The organism is Pseudomonas sp. FP597, from assembly GCF_030687435.1.
GTDB classification, from domain to species: domain Bacteria; phylum Pseudomonadota; class Gammaproteobacteria; order Pseudomonadales; family Pseudomonadaceae; genus Aquipseudomonas; species Aquipseudomonas lactucae.
In genome coordinates, this window is the sequence record NZ_CP117432.1 from 5632788 (window position 1) to 5651721 (window position 18934).

Here is an 18934-nt window from a genome sequence, read left to right on the forward strand (position 1 = left end):
TTGCAATCCTCGATCATGCGTCAGGTACGGCCTGGAACGGGGCTTCTTTATCCGTACGCTCTTTGTGGCCCCAGGCTTTGATGCCAACCTTGAGCGCATAGAACAGGATACTGAACACCACGAACAGGAACAGCGCCGTCAGCGTCGCGTTGGTGTAGGCGTTGTAGATCACGTGCTGCATCTGGTCGATGCTCTTGGCCGGAGCCAGGATCTGGCCGCCGGCCAGCGCATCGCTGTACTTCTTGGCCAGCGACAGGAAACCGATCGCCGGGTTCGCGTCGAACAGCTTGATGAAGCCAGCCGTGGTGGTGCAGATCAGCAGCCAAACGGCCGGCAACAGCGTCACCCAGATGTAGCGTTGGCGTTTCATTTTGATCAGCACAACGGTTGCCAGCATCAGCGCAATACCCGCCAGCATCTGGTTGGAGATACCGAACAGCGGCCACAAGGTGTTGATGCCACCCAGTGGGTCGATTACGCCCTGGTACAGCAGGTAACCCCACATGGCCACGCAACCGGCGGTTGCGATCAGGTTGGCGGTCCAGGATTCAGTGCGTTTGAGCGCCGGCACGAAGGAACCCAACAGGTCCTGCAGCATGAAGCGACCGGCACGGGTACCGGCATCAACCGCGGTCAGGATGAACAGCGCTTCGAACAGGATCGCAAAGTGGTACCAGAACGCCATGGTGTTTTCACCCGGCAGCACACTGTGCAGGATCTGCGCGATACCCACGGCCAAGGTCGGTGCACCGCCGGCACGCGCCAGGATGGTGGTTTCACCGATGTCATGGGCCACGGCCGACAGTGCCTCAGGGGTAATTGCAAAACCCCAGCTGCTGACAGTCTGCGCCACGCTGACCACGTCGCTGCCGACAATCGCCGCCGGGCTGTTCATGGCGAAGTACACGCCAGGCTCGATCACCGAGGCGGCAACCATCGCCATGATGGCCACGAACGACTCCATCAACATGCCGCCGTAGCCGATGTAGCGGGCGTGGCTTTCACTGGCCAGCAACTTGGGCGTGGTGCCCGAGGAGATCAGCGCGTGGAAGCCCGACACCGCGCCACAGGCGATGGTGATGAACAGGAACGGGAACAGGCCGCCCTTCCACACCGGGCCAGTGCCATCGATGAACTGGGTCAGCGCCGGCATTTTCAGGTCGGGCATGGTGACCAGGATGCCGATCGCCAGGGCGATGATGGTGCCGATTTTCAGGAAGGTGGAGAGGTAGTCACGCGGTGCCAGGATCAGCCACACCGGCAGTACCGCCGCCACGAAGCCGTAGCCGATGAGCATCCAGGTGATCTGGATCCCGGTGAAGGTAAAGGCCTTGGCCCAGACCGGGTCAGCGGCAATCTGCCCGCCCAGCCAGATCGAACCCAGCAGCAACGCCACGCCGATGATCGAGATTTCACCGATACGGCCCGGGCGGATGTAGCGCATGTAGATGCCCATGAACATCGCGATCGGGATGGTCGCCATCACGGTGAAGATGCCCCATGGGCTCTCGGCCAGGGCCTTGACCACGATCAGCGCCAGCACCGCGAGGATGATGATCATGATCAGGAAGCAGCCGAACAGCGCGATGGTGCCGGGGATGCGCCCCATCTCTTCACGCACCATATCGCCCAGGGAACGGCCGTTACGACGGGTGGAGAGGAACAGGATCATGAAGTCCTGCACCGCACCGGCCAGCACCACGCCGGCGATCAGCCAGAGCGTGCCGGGCAGGTAACCCATTTGCGCCGCCAATACCGGGCCGACCAGCGGGCCGGCACCGGCAATCGCCGCAAAGTGGTGACCGAAAAGAATGTGTTTGTTGGTCGGCACATAGTCCAGACCGTCGTTGTTGAGCACTGCGGGGGTGGCCCGCCGTGGATCGAGTTGCATCACATTGTTAGCGATGAACAGGCTGTAGTAGCGATAAGCGACCAGGTAGATGGCCACCGCGGCAACCACAATCCACAAGGCATTGATCGCCTCGCCGCGGCGCAAGGCCACTACGCCAAGGGCGCACGCTCCTACGATTGCCAGCACCAGCCAGGGTAGGTGGCGTAGCAGGCTATTATTATTTTTCATTTTTATATTCCAGCCAGGGTGGACAGAAAGGACAGCCACTCGGAGTTTAGCGCTGTTGGCTTTAAAGGCCACCCCCCTACGTTGGTCTAGAGCCTTGCAACGGCAAAAAAAGCCGAAATAAAGGCCGAATGATGGCGCAGGGCTACACTGCTTCCATCCACTGAGGGTTTCACCATGACCGATCACCCGTCCGACCGCCGCTGTTTCCGCCGGATCGCGATTGATGCCAAGACTGAACTTCGGCAAAACGGCCACGAATGGTCAGTGAAATTAAATGATTTGTCGCTGAAGGGCTTGTCGATAAAACGACCCGAGCCCTGGAAAGGCAATAAGGCACTGCCGTTCGAAGTCGACATCCGCCTGGATCCGAAGGCGCATATAAAAATGCAAGTAAAGCTGACCCACGAAGACGACGACCAATTAGGCTTTGTGTGCAAGGAAATCGACCTGGACTCGATCAGCCACTTGCGGCGGCTGATCGAGTTGAACCTCGGCGATCAGGAGGAATTGGAGCGGGAGTTGGGCGCGTTGCTGAAAGCGTGATGGTTCAGGGAAACGCCGCACGCGCTGGAAACTCGCTTTCCATGTCCCAATAGCCTTTTTTCTGGCTCGACGCGGACTGCCACTGCCCATCGACAAAACGATAAGTCTGGTAGCGGGTGGTGAAAACATCGTCACCTTCCCCCTCGCCATCGCCTTCCATGAACGACGACACCTGCAACAGTTCATCAGCCCCACCGGCAGTCGGTGTCGCCACCTTCCAGTCAGCCTTGCCCGTGTGGGCCAGGGTCAAGGGCTGGACCTTGCCGTCAGCGCTCTTGTAGCTCATCGGCTTGAGTTGCTGTTGGACCGGCTGCAACAGTTGAGTGGCCGGGCCGCTGTAGGTGCCCATCGGCGCGGTTTCATCGATGGTCAAAAAATATACAGGCTCAGGCAACCCCTTGAGCGGCGCCTTCTTGATCTGGGCCAACGGATAGCCGAGGCCCTCTTGCGCGATCTCCTCACCGGAGGCCGACACCAGGCGCACCCGCGCCTCAAGCAGCGGATGCTCCGCCAGATTGTCGGGCTCCTCGAACGCGTCCTCGAGCTGCCCGCCGCCCCAATTGTCCTTATGCATCTGGGCGCTGATGCGCTGGTCTTCCAGCACCTGCAACTCGCTGCCCTGCGCGGTCACCCGTTTTTGCGCCAGGCGATACCCCGCAGGCAGCTCGACCGCCCACGCCATGGCCGGCGATACGGCCAAGGCGATAAACAGCGCTGCAATTGCCCCATAACTCGATCGTTGCATAGCGTCCCTTCCTGATTTATTCGAAAAGTGCATCCAACGCCTGCTCCAGGCGCGTGACCCCAATCACCTGCAACCCCGCCGGCGCTTCCTTCGGCGCGTTGCCCTTGGGCACGATCGCGCGCTTGAAACCGTGCTTGGCGGCTTCCTTGAGGCGCTCCTGACCGCTGGGTACCGGGCGCACTTCGCCGGACAGGCCGACCTCGCCAAACACCAGCAAGTCGTGGGGCAATGGCCGATTACGCAGGCTGGACATCACCGCCGCCATCAACGCCAGGTCGGAGGCGGTTTCCAACACCTTGACCCCGCCCACCACGTTGAGGAACACATCCTGGTCGTGGGTGGGAATACCGCCATGCCGGTGCAATACCGCCAGCAACATCGCCAGACGGTTCTGATCCAGACCCAGTGTTACCCGGCGTGGGTTGGCCAGATGGCTGTCGTCCACCAGCGCCTGCACTTCCACCAGCATCGGGCGGGTGCCTTCCCACGTTGCCATTACCACGCTGCCTGGGACTTCTTCCTGGGCGCGGGTCAGAAAAATCGCCGAAGGGTTGGAGACTTCTTTCAGCCCCCGGTCAGTCATGGCGAATACGCCCAGCTCGTTGACCGCGCCGAAACGGTTCTTCACCGCCCGCAGCAAGCGTAAACGCCCGTCGGATTCGCCTTCGAAATACAGCACGGTGTCGACCATATGCTCCAACACCCGTGGCCCGGCCAAGGCGCCCTCCTTGGTCACGTGCCCGACCAGGAAGATCGCCGTGCCGCTCTGCTTGGCATAACGGACCAGCAACGCCGCACTCTCACGCACCTGGGACACGCCGCCCGGTGCCGATTGCAGTTGCTCGGTGAAAATCGTCTGGATCGAGTCGATCACCATGACCTTGGGTTTTTCGATGCGCGCCGTGGCGATGATGCTTTCGATGCAGGTTTCGGTCATCACCCGCAGTTGGTCCTGGGGCAGGCCCAGGCGACGGGCGCGCATGGCCACTTGTTGCTGGGATTCTTCGCCGGTGACGTACAGCGCCGGCATGCGGCTGGCGATGCTGCACAGGGTTTGCAGCAGGATGGTCGATTTACCGATGCCGGGGTCGCCGCCGATCAGCACCACCGAGCCGTCCACCAGGCCACCGCCGAGCACTCGGTCGAGTTCGCCGGAGGCGGTGGAAAAGCGCGGGATTTCTTCGACGCTGACTTCAGCCAGGGTCTTGATCTGCGCCTGTTGCCCGGTCCAGCCGGCACGCCCGGTGGGAGCCGCGGCGCCACCGCTTTCGATCATGGTTTCAGTGAGGGTGTTCCAGGCCCCGCACTCCCCGCACTGGCCGGCCCACTTGGGAAAGGTCGCGCCGCACTCCGTGCAGCCGTACATGCGCTTGGCCTTTGCCATTTGAGAACCTCCAACCGAAAAACCGCGATGATAGCTCAGCGCGACGCCGGGGTCCGGATTTCACCGCTGGCCAATCGTGAAGCGCTGTTGCCGACCGGGTCTTCGGCGTTGAGGTCGGCGCCCTTGGCTTTCAAGGCATCGAGCAATTCGATGCGCTTGAACAGGCCTGCGTACATCGCGGCGGTCTGTCCGGCGCCGTTGCGTTGGTCCGGGTTGCAGTCGGTTGCCAGCAGACGCTGGGCGATTTTCAGCTCGCCCTTGAAGATCGCGCCCATCAACGCGGTGTTGCCACGTTTGTCCTGCACACAGGCGTCGGCACCGGCGGCGAGCAAACGGTCCACATAGGCGCCTTCACCGTGGTACGCGGCCAGGATCAGGGCGGTGTAGCCCTTGTCGTCCTGGGTGTTGAGGCTGTAACCGGAGTCGATAAAGGTGTTGAGCATGTCGACATCGCCACGGCGGGCGGCGTCGAAGTAATAATCCTGAAGCTGTGCCTTGAGTGCCGCAGGCTCGGGGGACTCGGCATGGGCGACAAGGGCCAGCATGGCCATCAATAGGCCAATAGCAATACGCATAAGGGTTCTCCTGTCAGAGGTCGACGCCCCAACGGGCGTCGACCGGAACCAACGGATCAGTCCGTCAGTTTTGCAGCCAGCGCTTTCACGCGCGCCAGGTCACCCTTGGCAACCTTGGCCACGCCAGTGCCGTACTCAGGGTCGGCTTTGTAGAGGAACGACAGGATGATGTGCTTGCTCTCATCATCGGTGGTGGCCAGGGAGCCGCCGAAGTTGTCGATCAAGTCCTGGCGCTCTTTCTGGTTGTAGGAGCGGTACAGGTCACCGGCCTGCTTGAAGTTCTGCTCACGCTGGATCTTCGCCTGTTGGGTGCTGCCGGTCAGCGCCGACTGGCTATAGCGCGCGGTTTGCGGCTCTTCGCGCGGCATCAGGCGGCTTGGCTGGTAATTCACGCCCGTGGTGGTCTTGCCGGCGTTCATCGCGCCGTCCTGGTTACCGTTGTTCACGGTGACTCGCGGGGCGTTGATCGGCAATTGCAGGGCATTGGCGCCCAGACGGTACATCTGCGTGTCGGCGTAGGAGAACACCCGGCCTTGCAGCAGGCGGTCTTCCGACGGTTCGATGCCCGGCACCAGGTTGGCCGGGGCCATGGCCACCTGCTCGGTTTCCTGGAACACGTTCGCCGGGTTGCGGTTCAGCACCATTTGCCCGACTTTGCGCTCGGGTACGTTCGGCCAGATTTTGGTGGCGTCCAGCGGGTCAAAGTCGAACTTGGCCAAGTCTTCCGGTTTGAGCACTTGCACATACAGGTCCCACTTGGGGAAGTCGCCCTTATTGATGTGCGTGACCAAGTCGTTAGTCATATGGCTGTAATCACGGCCCTGCACCTCGGTGACTTGTTTAGGGTCCAGGTTCTTGATGCCTTGCAGGCTCTTCCAATGGAACTTGACGTAGTGCACTTCGCCCTTGGCGTTAATCAACTTGTAAGCATGTACGCCATTACCGTCCATTTCCCGATAACTGGCCGGGGTGCCCGAGTCGGAGTACAACTCGGTCAACGTGCGGGTCGACTCAGGAACATGGGAGAAGAAGTCAAAGCGACGCGAGTCATCATCCAGGTTAGTGCGCGGGTCCGGTTTGAAGGCGTGGACCATGTCCGGGAACTTGATGGCGTCGCGGATAAAGAACGTCGGGAAGTTATTGCCGACCAAGTCCCAATTGCCCTCGGCGGTATAGAACTTGGTGGCGAAGCCGCGCGGGTCGCGCAAGGTTTCCGGCGAATGGTTCCCGTGCACCACGGCGGAGAAACGCACAAATACAGGCGTGGCTTCGCCGGCTGCGAAGACTTTGGCCTTGGTCAGGTCGCTGAGGTTATCGGTGACCGTGAAGGTACCGTGGGCGCCGGTACCACGGGCATGCACCACGCGCTCGGGGATGCGTTCGCGGTCGAAGCGTTGCAGTTTCTGGATGAGCTGCACGTCTTGCAGCAGCACGGGGCCGTTGGCGCCGGCGGTTTGCGAGTTCTGGTTGTCGCCGACAGCGGCACCGTTATCGCGGGTCAGGTTGGCGGCCTGCACCGACAGGGAAAGCAGGCTGGCGGTCGCCAATACCAGCGCGTGACGCGCCAGGGCTGGCCCACGGCTCATGGGAGTATTCATCAAGGTTTCCTCTGGTTTTTTTAATGCACATTCAGTTGTGCTTGCCAGAGGCTAGTGACCCGCGAGTCAGAAGATAAATAGAAAAAGCCCACCAGGGCGATTGAGAAAATAATGTAGTAAGCCCCTGAAATGGCGCGTATTTCGCGCGCGATTGGTGGCACTTTGCAAACTATTTGCGTTTTAATGTGTCGATTAAAACTAACAGTGTTAACCGTTGTGTCCGGCAAGCCCGCCATGACTGACTTACACTCAGCTCCACCCTCCTCATCTGTAACAAGGAATAACCTATGGGCGTGATCAGTGAGTTCAAGGCCTTCGCGGTCAAAGGTAATGTGGTTGACATGGCCGTCGGTATTATCATCGGCGCAGCCTTCGGCAAAATTGTTTCCTCGTTTGTAGGCGACGTGGTGATGCCGCCGATTGGTCTGTTGGTCGGTGGCGTGGACTTTGGCGACCTGGCGGTGACGCTCAAGGCTGCCCAGGGTGATGCACCCGCCGTGGTCCTGGCGTACGGCAAGTTTATCCAGAGCGTGATCGACTTCATCATCGTCGCGTTCGCAATCTTCATGGGGGTGAAGGCGATCAACCGCCTAAAGCGTGAAGAGGCAGTGGCCCCAAGCCTGCCGCCAACGCCGAGCAAGGAAGAGGTATTGCTGGGCGAGATCCGCGATCTGCTCAAGGCGCAAAATGACAAGCCGCTCTAGGCCTGGCGTGGTTTAAAGAAAGGCGCCTCTTGGGGCGCCTTTTGTTTACCAGTAGTTTTCCACTGCTACCTGGCCCGGTCGGCGGCTCAGGCTTAGTTGCAGGTCGCGCTGCTTGAGCAGTTGGCGGGTATCGTCGACCATCTGCGGGTTGCCGCAAATCAGTACGCGCGAGTGCTCGGGGGTCAGCGCCACGCCGGCCGCTCGCTCCAGCTCGCCATTTTCGATCAGCGTGGTGATTCGTCCGTTCAAAGCGCCCGGGTGTTGCTCCCGCGTGACAATAGGAATGTACGTCAGCTTGTGGGCGTATTCGGCCAGATACTCACGCTCACCCAGCGTCTTGATCAACGCTTGGTACGCCAGCTCTTTGGCTTCGCGTGCGCTGTAGACCAGGATGATGCGCTCGAATTTCTCCCACACCTCGAAGTCCTGCAGGATCGACAGGAACGGCGCCACCCCGGTGCCGGTGCCCAGCATCCACAGGTCACGACCGTCCACAAACCGACTCAGGGTCAGAAAACCCGTGGCTTGGCGCTCCACCATCAACTCATCACCCACCCGCAGGCGGCTCAGCTCACTGGTGAATTCGCCGCCAGGGACCACGATCGAGAAGAAATCCAAATGTTCATCAAAGGGTGACGACACCACGGAATAGGCACGCCAGACCGTACTGCCATCCGCCTTGGTCACGCCCAGGCGCACGAACTGGCCGGCGGTGAACCGGAATCCCGGATCGCGGGTGGTGCGCAGGGTAAACAGGCTGGGGGTCAGCGATTGCACATCGAGCAATGTCTGGCGGGTAAATTTTTCAGCACTGGCCGTCATGGGGCACTCCGTTTTGCACAGGCCTCTAGTGTCCCTCAAAGCGGTACGCGCTAACACCGATGATTTGTAGTGAGATTGCATGGCAATGTTCACGGTAGACGATGAGGTGATAAAACCATACTTTCAACGCGGCTAATTAGTATAAAAACTCAAGTCACGCCCCCACTAATTATTTGGCTATTAGCACTCTTACCCATACGCCGCTCATTGCGACATGACTGCCAACCGCCACTGATTAGCCACTACTGATAACTTCCTAATACAACTAATGTTTCCCTCCACAGCGCAATTACCTGCACAACAAATCAAGACTTGTATAACTTTTAAAATTTAAGTAAGTCCATCTATATAACGTTTTTTTCTCCTCAAAAAGTAGTCCTTATCCTACACTCAGTTCCGTGTCGCAATGGGATCAGGACGTACCCCAAGACACCCCATACTCATGGAGAGTTACCGATGCTTAACTGGCGAAACACACGGCTCCCCAAACTGGAAGACGAGGACCAGATCACCAGTGTTTTCGAAATGGTTATCAACGAGACGTACTCACTCGGCTTCCAATTTTGTTCCTTTAAAATGAGTACCCAACAACTTGCAAACCAAAAAATCATATTTGAAAAGAGCAACTATCCAAACGAATGGAGTCACCTTTATAAACAAGCCAAATTCGCAGATGTAGACCCTGTCGTCGCCCACTGCCAGCGCTCCGTTCTGCCGTTTGTCTGGAAAGAAACCGCCTTCCAGGGCACCCCTCATTTGTGGACGCTCGCCCAATCCTGTGGCGTGCACTTGGGGTGGACCCAACCACTGCATGGGCCAAGAGGCGTATTCAGTATGCTGACGCTGAGCCGAAGCAAACGGGAGATCAGCCCCGAAGAGCTTTACGAAAAAGCCGGTAATGCCCTATGGCTCTGCCATGCCATGCATACCGTGGTGGCGCACAAGTACGCGAACGAACCGGATGCCGTGCCCTGTAATAACTTGACGCCGCGCGAGCTGGAAGTCCTGCGCTGGTCAGCCCTGGGCAAGACTGCAGGCGAGATCGCCAAGATTCTGTGCCTGTCTGAACGTACCGTCGGCTTTCATAACTGCAGTTCAATGAGAAAACTGGGGGTCAATAATAAAATCGCGGCCATCATGAAGGCCGCCAAAGCCGGTTTCTTTAACGACCTCATGTAATCCTTGCGGAAAAAACGTAACATTCTCGACCAGTTCCGGGTGAGGACGCGGCTTCCAGCCTCCCGTCGCCGTTCACCCAGATGGTTCGATTACCCAGAGTTCTCTTCCGCCATGCCCCTGCTCGACAGCCCCTTCGCCCAGCTCGATCTGATCCGCCAGCCCGAACAGCACAACGATCCACTGCAAGCCTTCGATGCCGCCGATGAGTACCTGCTCAGCTACCTGGCAGAACAACAGCCTGCTGCCGTCACCCGCGTGCTGGTGCTCAACGACAGCTTCGGCGCCCTGGCGGCCAGCCTTGAAGGTCGGGTGCAGGTGGTGTCCAGCGGTGATTCATTTCTCGCCGCCCAGGGGCTGGAAAAAAACCTGGTGCGCAACGCCAGAGCCTTTGATGCCGTGACGTTTATCCCTGCCAGCCAAACCCCGAACGGGCCTTTCGACCGCGTACTGATCCGCGTGCCGAAGACCCTGGCGTTGTTGGAGGAGCAGCTGATCCGCCTGCAAGGCCAACTGGCACCGGGCGCCGAAGTGATCGCCGGGGCGATGGTCAAGCACCTGCCACGGGCGGCCGGAGAATTGCTGGAGCGCTATATCGGGCCGATGCATGCCTCGTTGGCCGTGAAAAAAGCACGGCTGCTGATCGCGACCCTTGCAGATCGGCCGGCGGGCGTCTCGCCCTACCCCACGCGCTATACCCTGGAAACACCCGCCATCGAACTGCTCAACCACGCCAATGTATTTTGCCGCGAAGGCCTGGACATCGGCACGCGCGCGTTCCTGCCGCACCTGCCTGAAAACCTGGGCAGCGCGCGCGTGGCGGACCTGGGCTGTGGCAACGGCGTATTGGCGATTGCCAGCGCGCTGCAAAACCCCGACGCGCAGTACACCCTGGTGGACGAGTCGTATATGGCCGTGCAATCGGCGGCGCAAAACTGGCAGGCTGCCTTGGGCGCTCGCGACGTGACGGTCCGCGCCGGCGATGGCCTGGCCGGCCAGGAGCCGCAGTCCCTGGACGTGGTGCTGTGCAACCCGCCGTTCCACCAGCAGCAGGTGGTCGGCGACTTCCTCGCCTGGCGCATGTTCCAGCAGGCCCGCGAAGCCCTGGTGGTCGGCGGTGCCCTCTACATAGTCGGCAACCGTCACTTGGGTTATCACAGCAAGTTGGCGCGCTTGTTCCGCGGTGTCGAGCAAGTGGCGGCGACACCAAAATTCGTCATCCTCAAGGCGCGCAAATAAAAAACCCTGCCCTTGCGGAACAAGAGCAGGGCTTGCCCCTTGAGTCAGCAGGCAGCGGGCCGCAAGACCCGGATCGGGATGTCAGTGAGTGGTCAGGCCGGCCGCATTCATGAACATGCGCATCAGGCTGGCCACCACAAACAGGGCCAGCACACTGCCGGTCCAGATCATCGCCAGCCACCCCAGACGCCGCCACAGCGGCTGTTTCTCGGCCTGTTCAATCTCCTGCAACGTCGGTTTGCCGGACATGGGACGACCTCCTAGTGATAACCGTCTTCGTGGGTGACCTTGCCGCGGAATACGTAGTAACTCCAGAAGGTGTAGCCCAGGATGAACGGGATGATGAACAAGGTGCCCACCAGCATGAAGCCCTGGCTTTGCGGCGGTGCGGCCGCGTCCCAGATCGATACCGAGGGCGGAATGATGTTCGGCCACAGGCTGATGCCCAGGCCGCTGTAGCCGAGGAAGATCAGCACCAGCGTCAGCAGAAACGGCGTGTAGTGCGCATTACGCGCCACCGCGCGGATCAACCCATACATGGTGACCAATACCAGGACCGGCACCGGCAGGAACCAGAACAGGTTTGGCAGGGTGAACCAGCGCCCGGCGATTTCCGCGTGCGTCAGCGGCGTCCAGATACTGACGATACCAATCACCGCCAACACCACGAACGCCAACGGCCGCGCCAGGTTGTGCATCTGTTCCTGCAACTTGCCTTCGGTCTTCATGATCAGCCAGGTGCAGCCGAGCAAGGCATAAGCCACGATCAGCGCCACGCCACAGAACATCGTGAACGGTGTCAACCAATCCAGCGAGCCACCGGCAAACTGGCGGTTCACCACCGGAATCCCATCGATGAATGCTCCCAACGCCACGCCCTGAAAGAACGTCGCCGCCAGCGAACCGCCGATGAACGCCTTATCCCACAGGTGCCGCTTGTGGTCCTTGGCCTTGAAGCGGAACTCGAACGCCACGCCCCGGAAGATCAACCCGATCAACATCAGGATCAACGGCAGGTACAACGCCGACAACACCACCGAATAGGCCAGCGGGAACGCGCCGAACAACCCAGCGCCTCCCAGTACCAGCCAGGTTTCGTTGCCGTCCCACACGGGCGCCACGGTGTTCATCATCACGTCACGGTCGGTCTTGCCCTTCACGAACGGAAACAGGATGCCGATCCCTAAGTCGAAGCCGTCCATGACCACGTACATCATGATCCCGAAAATGATGATCACAGCCCAGATCAGCGGAAGATCAATACCCATCTCAATGCCCCTTGTGCTGGATGTCGTCGTGCTGTTGGGATGACGAGTCGTTGTCGGTGCCATCATCGGCAGCGGACAAAGGACGGGCCGGCGTACGTTTCTGGCCAGGGCCACCGTGGGTCGGCTCGGTGACTTCGTACGTCACAGGACCTTTGCGCACCAGGCGCATCATGTAGCCCAACCCGGCGCCGAACAGCGCGAAGTACACCACCACGAACAACACCAGGGTGATCGTCATCTGCGCCAGGCTATGCCCCGAGGACGCATCCGCCGTGCGCATCAACCCGTAGACCACCCACGGCTGACGGCCGATTTCGGTGGTAAACCAACCGGCAAGAATCGCGATCAGGCCGGAGGGGCCCATCCACAGCGCCAGGTACAGGAACGGTTTGGACGTGTACATCCTGCCGCCCCGCCGCAGCCACAAACTGAACAGCCCGGTGAAGATCATCAAAAAGCCCAGGCCGACCATGACCCGGAACGACCAGAACACCACGGTCGAATTCGGGCGATCCTCAGGCGGGAACTCCTTGAGTGCCGGCACCTGTTTGTCCAGGGAGTGGGTCAGGATCAGGCTGCCCAGGTAGGGGATTTCCACCGCATATTTGGTTTTTTCAGCCTTCATATCCGGCCAGCCGAACAGAATCAGCGGGGTGGGTTCATTGCCTTTATTTTCCCAGTGACCTTCAATCGCGGCGATTTTCGCCGGCTGATGCTCAAGGGTGTTGAGGCCGTGGAAGTCACCGATCACCGCCTGGATAGGCGCCACGATCAGCGCCATCCACATCGCCATCGAGAGCATTTTGCGGATCGCCGGGTTGTCCTTGCCGCGCAGCAAGTGCCAGGCCGCCGACGAACCGACGAAGAAAGCCGTGGCCACGAAGGCGGCCGTGGCCATGTGCGCCAGGCGATAGGGGAACGACGGGTTGAAAACGACGGCGAACCAGTCGGTCGGAATCACGCGGCCATCGACGATCTCAAAGCCCTGCGGGGTCTGCATCCAGCTATTGGACGAGAGGATCCAAAAGGTCGAGATCAACGTCCCCACGGCCACCATCACGGTGGAGAAGAAGTGCAGGTTGCGCCCCACCTTGTTCCAGCCGAACAGCATCACACCAAGGAAACCGGCTTCGAGGAAGAAGGCCGTGAGCACTTCATACGTCAGAAGCGGCCCGGTGACGGCGCCGGCAAAGTCCGAGAAGCGACTCCAGTTGGTGCCGAACTGGTAGGCCATGACCAGGCCGGAGACCACGCCCATGCCGAAGTTGACGGCAAAGATCTTCGACCAGAAATGGTAGAGGTCACGGTAGGTGTCGTTGCGGGTCTTGAGCCACAAGCCCTCCAGCACCGCGAGGTAACTGGCCAGGCCAATGGTGATCGCCGGGAACAGGATGTGGAACGAGATGGTGAACGCGAATTGAATTCGGGCGAGATCGAGCGCCTCCAAACCGAACATAAGTCTTCCTCTGTCAGGTAATACCGGCTGCTGGCGGGAGCCTGCACCCACTGCCCCCACGGATATGGAGTGTGGCGAATTTCAATTCGTTTCTTTTTTTAACCCACCACGCAGGGATTCTGGCCTTACGGCCGCCCGATCAAGCCCCATGCAGGCCTTGATCTGGATCAAGCATTGCTGAAAGAGTAGTCCCATTTTGTGTGTCCAGTTATGTGGTCTTTTGCCGCGTGACAGCTTGCCTCAGTGCTGTTCTTGCAACTAATTGTTACAGCATGATGCTAATCTCGCCCTTCCCTCCGGCCGTTGACTTGAATTCCCGATGCCTAGTGAACCCGCGTTGCTGTTGCGTCACCATCGCCCTTTCATCGCGTTCTGGCTGGCGCGGATCTTCACCGCCAGCGGCTTCCAGATGCTCACCGTGGCCATCGGCTGGAACCTCTACCAGTTGACCGGCAATGTGCTGGACCTGGGGTTGGTCGGCCTGGTGGAGTTCGTGCCGCGCGTACTGTTCATGCTGCACACCGGGCATGTGGCCGACCGCTATGAGCGACGCAAAGTCGCCGCCATCTGCCAGACCGTGCAGGCATGTATCGCCCTGTCATTGGCCATTGGCGGCCTGACCGGCAACGTCACCCGCGAGATGATCTTTATCCTCGCCTTCCTGCTCGGCGCCGCCCGCTCCTTCGAAATGCCCACCACCCAGGCGCTGCTGCCCAGCATCGTGCCCAGCGCGCTGTTCCCGCGGGCCGTGGCTTCGTCGCAATCGGCCCAGCAACTGGCGACCATCGTCGCCCCGGCGCTGGGCGGTCTGCTGTATGCGTTCGGCAGCGTCTGGGTATATGGCCCCACGGTGGTGCTGTACCTCATCGCCTGCGGGCTGACCCTCAACCTGCCCGCCCGCCAGACCCCGCTGAACAAAGGCAAGGCCACCCTGGATTCGCTGCTGGCCGGCATTCGCTTTATCCGCAGCCGCCCGGACATTCTCGGCGCGATTTCCCTCGACCTGTTCGCCGTGCTGCTGGGTGGCGCCACCGCGCTGCTGCCGGTGTTTGCCAAGGACATCCTGCTAACCGGCGCCTGGGGCCTGGGCCTGTTGCGCTCGGCGCCGGCGGTGGGCGCGTTGTTGATGTCGCTGTGGCTGGCACGGTTTTCGGTCGACCGCCAGGTGGGCCGCGTGATGTTCACCGCCGTCGGCGTGTTCGGCGTGGCGACGATTGCCTTCGGCCTGTCCACCTCGTTCTGGTTTTCCCTGGCGGTGCTGGTGGTGCTGGGCGCGGCGGACATGATCAGCATGGTCATCCGCGCGTCCTTCGTGCAGTTGGAGACGCCGGATGAAATGCGCGGACGGGTCAGTGCGGTCAACGGCCTGTTTATCGGCGCGTCCAACCAGTTGGGTGAGTTCGAATCCGGGATTACCGCCCACTGGTTCGGCACCGTGCCCGCGGTAGTCATGGGCGGGATTGGCACGCTGGTGGTGACCGGGGTGTGGATCAAACTGTTCCCGACGTTGGCGAATCGGGACCGGATGCATGTGCCGGTGGAAGAAGCGAAAGTCTGAGCGTCACCACGGGACCTTATTTTGGTAAAAAAGCCCATGTGGGAGGGGGCTTGCTCCCTCCCACATGGGTTATGCGGTGTTTTCAGAGCACCTTGTCCAACGTGATCGGAAACTCCCGCACCCGCTTGCCGGTGGCATGGTAAATCGCATTCGCCACTGCCGCCGCTACCCCGACAATCCCGATCTCCCCCACGCCCTTGGACCCCAGGGCATTGACGATCTCGTCGTGTTCATCGACAAACACCACGTCAACGTCGCCGATATCGGCATTCACCGGGATGTGGTATTCGGCCAGGCTGTGGTTCATGTAGCGCCCCAATCGGTGGTCGATCTGGGTCTCTTCATGCAGCGCCATGCCGATGCCCCACACCACGCCGCCAAGGATCTGGCTGCGCGCCATCTTCGGATTGACCACCCGCCCGGCGGCAATCGCGCTGACGACTCGGCTGACCTTGATGGTGCCCAGGTCTTCGTCCACCCGCACTTCGACGAATACCGCCGAGTGGGTGGCGGTGGCATAGCCCTCGCGCTTCTTGTCCGGCGCGCTGTCGACCTGCACCTGCAGCGCCTCTTCGCCGCTGTCCTTGACCAGTTGCGCCAACGTCACACTCACGTCCCCCGCGTGCAAGTGGCCGTCTTCAAAGCGCACAGACTCGGCAGCCTTGAAGACCGGGTAAGTCTGCCGGGCGATGGTCAGCAGTTTTGCGGTCAGCGCTTGGCAGGCTTGCTGAACGGCGGTGCCGACGGAGGACACGGTAAACGAGCCGCCCTGCAGCGGCGCCGTGGGCAAGGAGGAATCACCGAGCACAAAACGTACATCTGACATCGCCACGCCACTGGCCTGCGCCGCAATCTGGGTCATCACCGTGTAGGTGCCGGTGCCGATATCCGTGGTGGCACTGCTGACGGTGAGTTTGCCCTGCGCATCGATGCTCGCCTTGGCGCTGGCTTTCATCTGCATCGCTTCCCAGACGCCGCCGGCCATGCCCCAGCCGATCAACTGGCGGCCGTCGCGCATGCTGCGCGGCTCTGGGTTGCGCTGCTTCCAGCCGAACCGTTCGGCACCCTCGCTGTAGCACTCGCGCAAGGCTTTGCTCGACCAGGGTTTGTCTTCGTTGCCATTGCGTTCGGCATAGTTGATCAGGCGCAGTTGCACCGGGTCGATGGCCAGGGCGCAGGCCAGTTCATCCATGGCACATTCCAGGCCGATCAACCCCAGGGCGGCGCCGGGCGCGCGCATGTCCAATGGCGTGAACACATCCAGCGGCACCAGCTTGTAGGTCAGTTGCACGTTGTCGCAGTGATAGAGCATGCCGCTCCACTCCACCACGTGTTCGCTGAAGTCTTCGAAACGCGAGGTCTGGCCAATTGCCGTATGCCCAAGCGCCAGCAATCGACCGTTGGCGGCCGCGCCCAGTTGCAGGCGTTGCAAGGTGCGCGGGCGGTAGCCGAAGGTGAACATCTGCTGGCGCGTGAGGGTGACGCGCACCGAGCGCTTGAGTGCCAGCGACGCCATCACCGCCAGCGGCAGTTGGTATTGCGGGCGCAGGCCCGAGCCGAACGCACCGCCGACAAATGCGGCAAAAATGCGCACCTGGCTTTTATCCAGGCCGAAGACCTTTTGCACATAGGCCTGGCAGTTCTGCGGCCCCTGGGTTTTGTCATGGATATGCAACGTGCCATCCGGCTGATACAGCACGGTGCTGGCGTGGGGTTCCATGGGATTGTGGTGTTCGATGGGAGTGCTGTAGTGCAGATCGAGGCTGATGGCCGCGCCGGACCATTCGGCCTGGAAGTTGCCACGCGGCGCGGGGGGCGTCTGCGGTGAGGGATGGGCTTGTTCCTGCTGGGTGAGCAGGTCCGTCTCGAAGGCTTCCTGCTCGAACTCGATCTCGATCAAGGAGCCCGCATGCCGTGCCAGCTCCAGGTTATCAGCGATCACCAGGGCCAACGGCTGCCCGCTGTAGAGCACGCGGTCGTTGTAAAGCGGGCGAAACGGCGAGCCATCGGCGGCATCGGCGTCGGCAAAGGCATCGTCATAGCTGGCGATTTTCGGCCGGTTGAGGTGATGGATGACGTCCACCACACCCGGCAGCGCCAGGGCTTTGGAGGCATCGATGCGGGTTACCCGACCTTTGGCAATGCTGCTGGAGACCACGCTGCCATGCAGCAGGCCGTCTTCGGGGAATTCCCCGGCATAACGCGCCTGCCCCGTGACCTTGAGCAGACCGTCGACACGGTCCAGGGGTTTGCCGATGGCACTCATGGCTGTTCTCCTGCGACGGCGGCGTCGCTCAAGGCGCGAATGATTGCGCGGCGCGCCAGCTTGATCTTGAAGCCGTTGTGTTCCAGCGGCTCGGCGTCTTGCAACAGCGCGTCGGCAGCGTTGCTGAACGTCTCGCGACTGACGGCCTGGCCGATCAACGCGGCCTCCACTGCACGGTCACGCCAGGGTTTATGGGCCACGCCGCCCAGAGCCAGGCGCGCGTCAATGATCACCTCGCCGTCCAGCTCAAGTGCCGCGGCGACGGAGACCAAGGCAAAGGCGTAAGAGGCACGATCACGGATCTTGAGGTAATGGCTATGCCGGGCCAGCGAATCGGCGGGCAGCTCAACGGCAATGATCAGTTCGTCGTCGGCCAATTGGTTGTCGCGTTGCGGTGCGTCGCCGGGCAAGCGGTGGAAGTCGGCGAACTCGATCACCCGTGCGCCAGCTCGGCCTTCGACATGCACCCGCGCCTCCAGCGCCGCCAGGGCCACGCACATGTCCGACGGGTGCGTGGCCACACACTGCTCGCTGGCGCCGAGGATCGCATGGATGCGGTTCAGACCGCTGCGCGCCGGGCAGCCGCTGCCGGGCTCGCGCTTGTTGCAGGGCACCGTGGCGTCATAAAAGTAATAGCAGCGTGTACGCTGCAGCAGGTTGCCGCCGGTACTGGCCATATTGCGCAATTGCGGCGAGGCCCCGGCCAGGATGGCTTGGGACAACAGCGGATAACGCTGCTCGATCAAGGGGTGCCAGGCCAGGTCCGCATTGCTCACCAACGCGCCGATGCGCAGGCCGCCGTCGGCGGTTTCCTGGATGTCATGCAGCGCCAAGCCGGTGATGTCGATCAGGTGGTCGGGGCGGCTGATGTTTTCTTTCATCAGGTCCAGCAGGTTGGTGCCGCCGGCGATGAAGCGCGAAGCGGCGCTGCTCAGGCGCACGGCCTCCTGCACATTCACCGGTTTGCTGTATTGGAAGGGATTCATCGCTCACCTCCCAGGGCATCTTCAATGGCATCGCGGATATTGCTATAGGCGCCGCAACGGCACAGGTTGCCGCTCATCAATTCCTGGATTTGCGCCGTGTCGTGGGCGCGGCCTTCATTGGCCAGGCCGACGGCGGAGCAGATCTGGCCGGGGGTGCAGTAGCCGCATTGGAAGGCGTCATGCTTGATAAAGGCTTGCTGCATCGGGTGCAGTTGGTCGCCGTTGGCCAGGCCTTCGATGGTGGTCAACTCGGCGCCGTCGCACATCACTGCCAGGGTCAGGCAGGCGTTGATGCGTTTGCCATCGCGCAATACGGTGCAGGCGCCGCATTGGCCGTGGTCGCAGCCCTTTTTGCTGCCGACCAGGTCGAGTCGTTCGCGCAGCAGGTCGAGCAAGGTGGTCCAGGGCAACACGTCCAGCTGGCGGTCCTGGCCATTGAGAGTCAAGCGTATCGAGTGGGCGACAAACGGTTGGGCCGCCGCGCCATTGGGGGTCTCGCTCATAAACACCTCACGGGTTGGTGTGCATCCGCGG

The 18934-nt window shown here is 60.9% G+C and carries 17 protein-coding genes; 5 read left to right on the forward strand and 12 right to left on the reverse strand.

Going from position 1 to position 18934, the window contains the following annotated elements; genetic code table 11:
- Nucleotides 1-13 precede the first annotated feature (13 nt).
- Nucleotides 14-2080, reverse strand: a complete 2067-nt coding sequence (locus tag PSH66_RS25765) for a carbon starvation CstA family protein (protein WP_141063463.1) — start codon at nucleotides 2078-2080, stop codon at nucleotides 14-16.
- Nucleotides 2081-2254: 174 nt separating this feature from the next.
- On the opposite strand from PSH66_RS25765, the gene PSH66_RS25770 reads away from it, so the two are divergent.
- On the forward strand, nucleotides 2255-2623 hold the full coding sequence (locus tag PSH66_RS25770; RefSeq protein WP_141063462.1) for a PilZ domain-containing protein: 369 nt from the start codon (nucleotides 2255-2257) through the stop codon (nucleotides 2621-2623).
- Between the two features lie 4 nt (nucleotides 2624-2627).
- On the opposite strand, the gene PSH66_RS25775 is transcribed toward PSH66_RS25770, so the two are convergent.
- From PSH66_RS25775 to katB, 4 genes are read right to left on the reverse strand one after another with little or no spacing between them, the layout of a single operon-like run.
- Complete coding sequence (locus PSH66_RS25775) at nucleotides 2628-3368, reverse strand: hypothetical protein (RefSeq protein ID WP_305427906.1); 741 nt, start codon at nucleotides 3366-3368, stop codon at nucleotides 2628-2630.
- A gap of 16 nt (nucleotides 3369-3384) precedes the next feature.
- On the reverse strand, nucleotides 3385-4752 hold the full coding sequence (gene radA, locus PSH66_RS25780) for a DNA repair protein RadA (protein ID WP_003176213.1): 1368 nt from the start codon (nucleotides 4750-4752) through the stop codon (nucleotides 3385-3387).
- 35 nt (nucleotides 4753-4787) lie between these two features.
- Nucleotides 4788-5327 (reverse strand): ankyrin repeat domain-containing protein, encoded by a 540-nt coding sequence (locus tag PSH66_RS25785; protein ID WP_003176214.1) that lies wholly within the window; start codon nucleotides 5325-5327, stop codon nucleotides 4788-4790.
- A gap of 56 nt (nucleotides 5328-5383) precedes the next feature.
- The gene (gene katB, locus PSH66_RS25790) at nucleotides 5384-6925 is read right to left on the reverse strand and encodes a catalase KatB (RefSeq protein WP_003176215.1); all 1542 of its coding nucleotides are present in this window, start codon (nucleotides 6923-6925) and stop codon (nucleotides 5384-5386) included.
- Nucleotides 6926-7212: 287 nt separating this feature from the next.
- On the opposite strand from katB, the gene mscL reads away from it, so the two are divergent.
- The gene (mscL, locus tag PSH66_RS25795) at nucleotides 7213-7629 is read left to right on the forward strand and encodes a large-conductance mechanosensitive channel protein MscL (protein WP_305427907.1); all 417 of its coding nucleotides are present in this window, start codon (nucleotides 7213-7215) and stop codon (nucleotides 7627-7629) included.
- Between the two features lie 45 nt (nucleotides 7630-7674).
- Here the strand turns inward: mscL and PSH66_RS25800 are convergent, their stop codons facing one another.
- The gene (locus tag PSH66_RS25800) at nucleotides 7675-8451 is read right to left on the reverse strand and encodes a ferredoxin--NADP reductase (RefSeq protein WP_003176217.1); all 777 of its coding nucleotides are present in this window, start codon (nucleotides 8449-8451) and stop codon (nucleotides 7675-7677) included.
- A gap of 456 nt (nucleotides 8452-8907) precedes the next feature.
- Here PSH66_RS25800 and PSH66_RS25805 point away from each other — a divergent pair, with 456 nt between their 5' ends.
- On the forward strand, nucleotides 8908-9630 hold the full coding sequence (locus PSH66_RS25805) for a LuxR family transcriptional regulator (protein ID WP_003176218.1): 723 nt from the start codon (nucleotides 8908-8910) through the stop codon (nucleotides 9628-9630).
- Between the two features lie 111 nt (nucleotides 9631-9741).
- Nucleotides 9742-10866 carry a methyltransferase gene (locus PSH66_RS25810; RefSeq protein WP_003176219.1) on the forward strand — a complete coding sequence of 375 codons (1125 nt, stop codon included), beginning with the start codon at nucleotides 9742-9744 and terminating at the stop codon, nucleotides 10864-10866.
- An 81-nt stretch (nucleotides 10867-10947) separates the two neighbouring features.
- Here PSH66_RS25810 and PSH66_RS25815 read toward each other — a convergent pair whose 3' ends face one another.
- From PSH66_RS25815 to PSH66_RS25825, 3 genes are read right to left on the reverse strand one after another with little or no spacing between them, the layout of a single operon-like run.
- Entirely contained in the window at nucleotides 10948-11115 is a 168-nt protein-coding gene (locus PSH66_RS25815) for a DUF2474 domain-containing protein (protein WP_003176220.1), read from the reverse strand.
- Between the two features lie 11 nt (nucleotides 11116-11126).
- Nucleotides 11127-12134: a cytochrome d ubiquinol oxidase subunit II gene (cydB, locus tag PSH66_RS25820; RefSeq protein ID WP_003176221.1), complete on the reverse strand. Its 1008-nt coding sequence runs from the start codon at nucleotides 12132-12134 to the stop codon at nucleotides 11127-11129.
- A gap of 1 nt (nucleotide 12135) precedes the next feature.
- The gene (locus tag PSH66_RS25825) at nucleotides 12136-13590 is read right to left on the reverse strand and encodes a cytochrome ubiquinol oxidase subunit I (RefSeq protein WP_003176222.1); all 1455 of its coding nucleotides are present in this window, start codon (nucleotides 13588-13590) and stop codon (nucleotides 12136-12138) included.
- Between the two features lie 319 nt (nucleotides 13591-13909).
- Here PSH66_RS25825 and PSH66_RS25830 point away from each other — a divergent pair, with 319 nt between their 5' ends.
- On the forward strand, nucleotides 13910-15148 hold the full coding sequence (locus PSH66_RS25830) for an MFS transporter (RefSeq protein ID WP_003176223.1): 1239 nt from the start codon (nucleotides 13910-13912) through the stop codon (nucleotides 15146-15148).
- 82 nt (nucleotides 15149-15230) lie between these two features.
- On the opposite strand, the gene PSH66_RS25835 is transcribed toward PSH66_RS25830, so the two are convergent.
- Genes PSH66_RS25835 through PSH66_RS25845 form a run of 3 tightly spaced genes read right to left on the reverse strand, consistent with a single transcriptional unit; the run spans nucleotide 15231 to nucleotide 18903 of the window.
- The gene (locus PSH66_RS25835; RefSeq protein WP_305427908.1) at nucleotides 15231-17414 is read right to left on the reverse strand and encodes a xanthine dehydrogenase family protein molybdopterin-binding subunit; all 2184 of its coding nucleotides are present in this window, start codon (nucleotides 17412-17414) and stop codon (nucleotides 15231-15233) included.
- Nucleotides 17411-18400 carry a xanthine dehydrogenase family protein subunit M gene (locus tag PSH66_RS25840; protein WP_305427909.1) on the reverse strand — a complete coding sequence of 330 codons (990 nt, stop codon included), beginning with the start codon at nucleotides 18398-18400 and terminating at the stop codon, nucleotides 17411-17413. Before PSH66_RS25840 ends, PSH66_RS25835 begins: the two co-directional genes overlap by 4 nt.
- Nucleotides 18397-18903 (reverse strand): (2Fe-2S)-binding protein, encoded by a 507-nt coding sequence (locus PSH66_RS25845; RefSeq protein ID WP_141063457.1) that lies wholly within the window; start codon nucleotides 18901-18903, stop codon nucleotides 18397-18399. Before PSH66_RS25845 ends, PSH66_RS25840 begins: the two co-directional genes overlap by 4 nt.
- Between the last annotated feature and the right edge of the window lie 31 nt (nucleotides 18904-18934).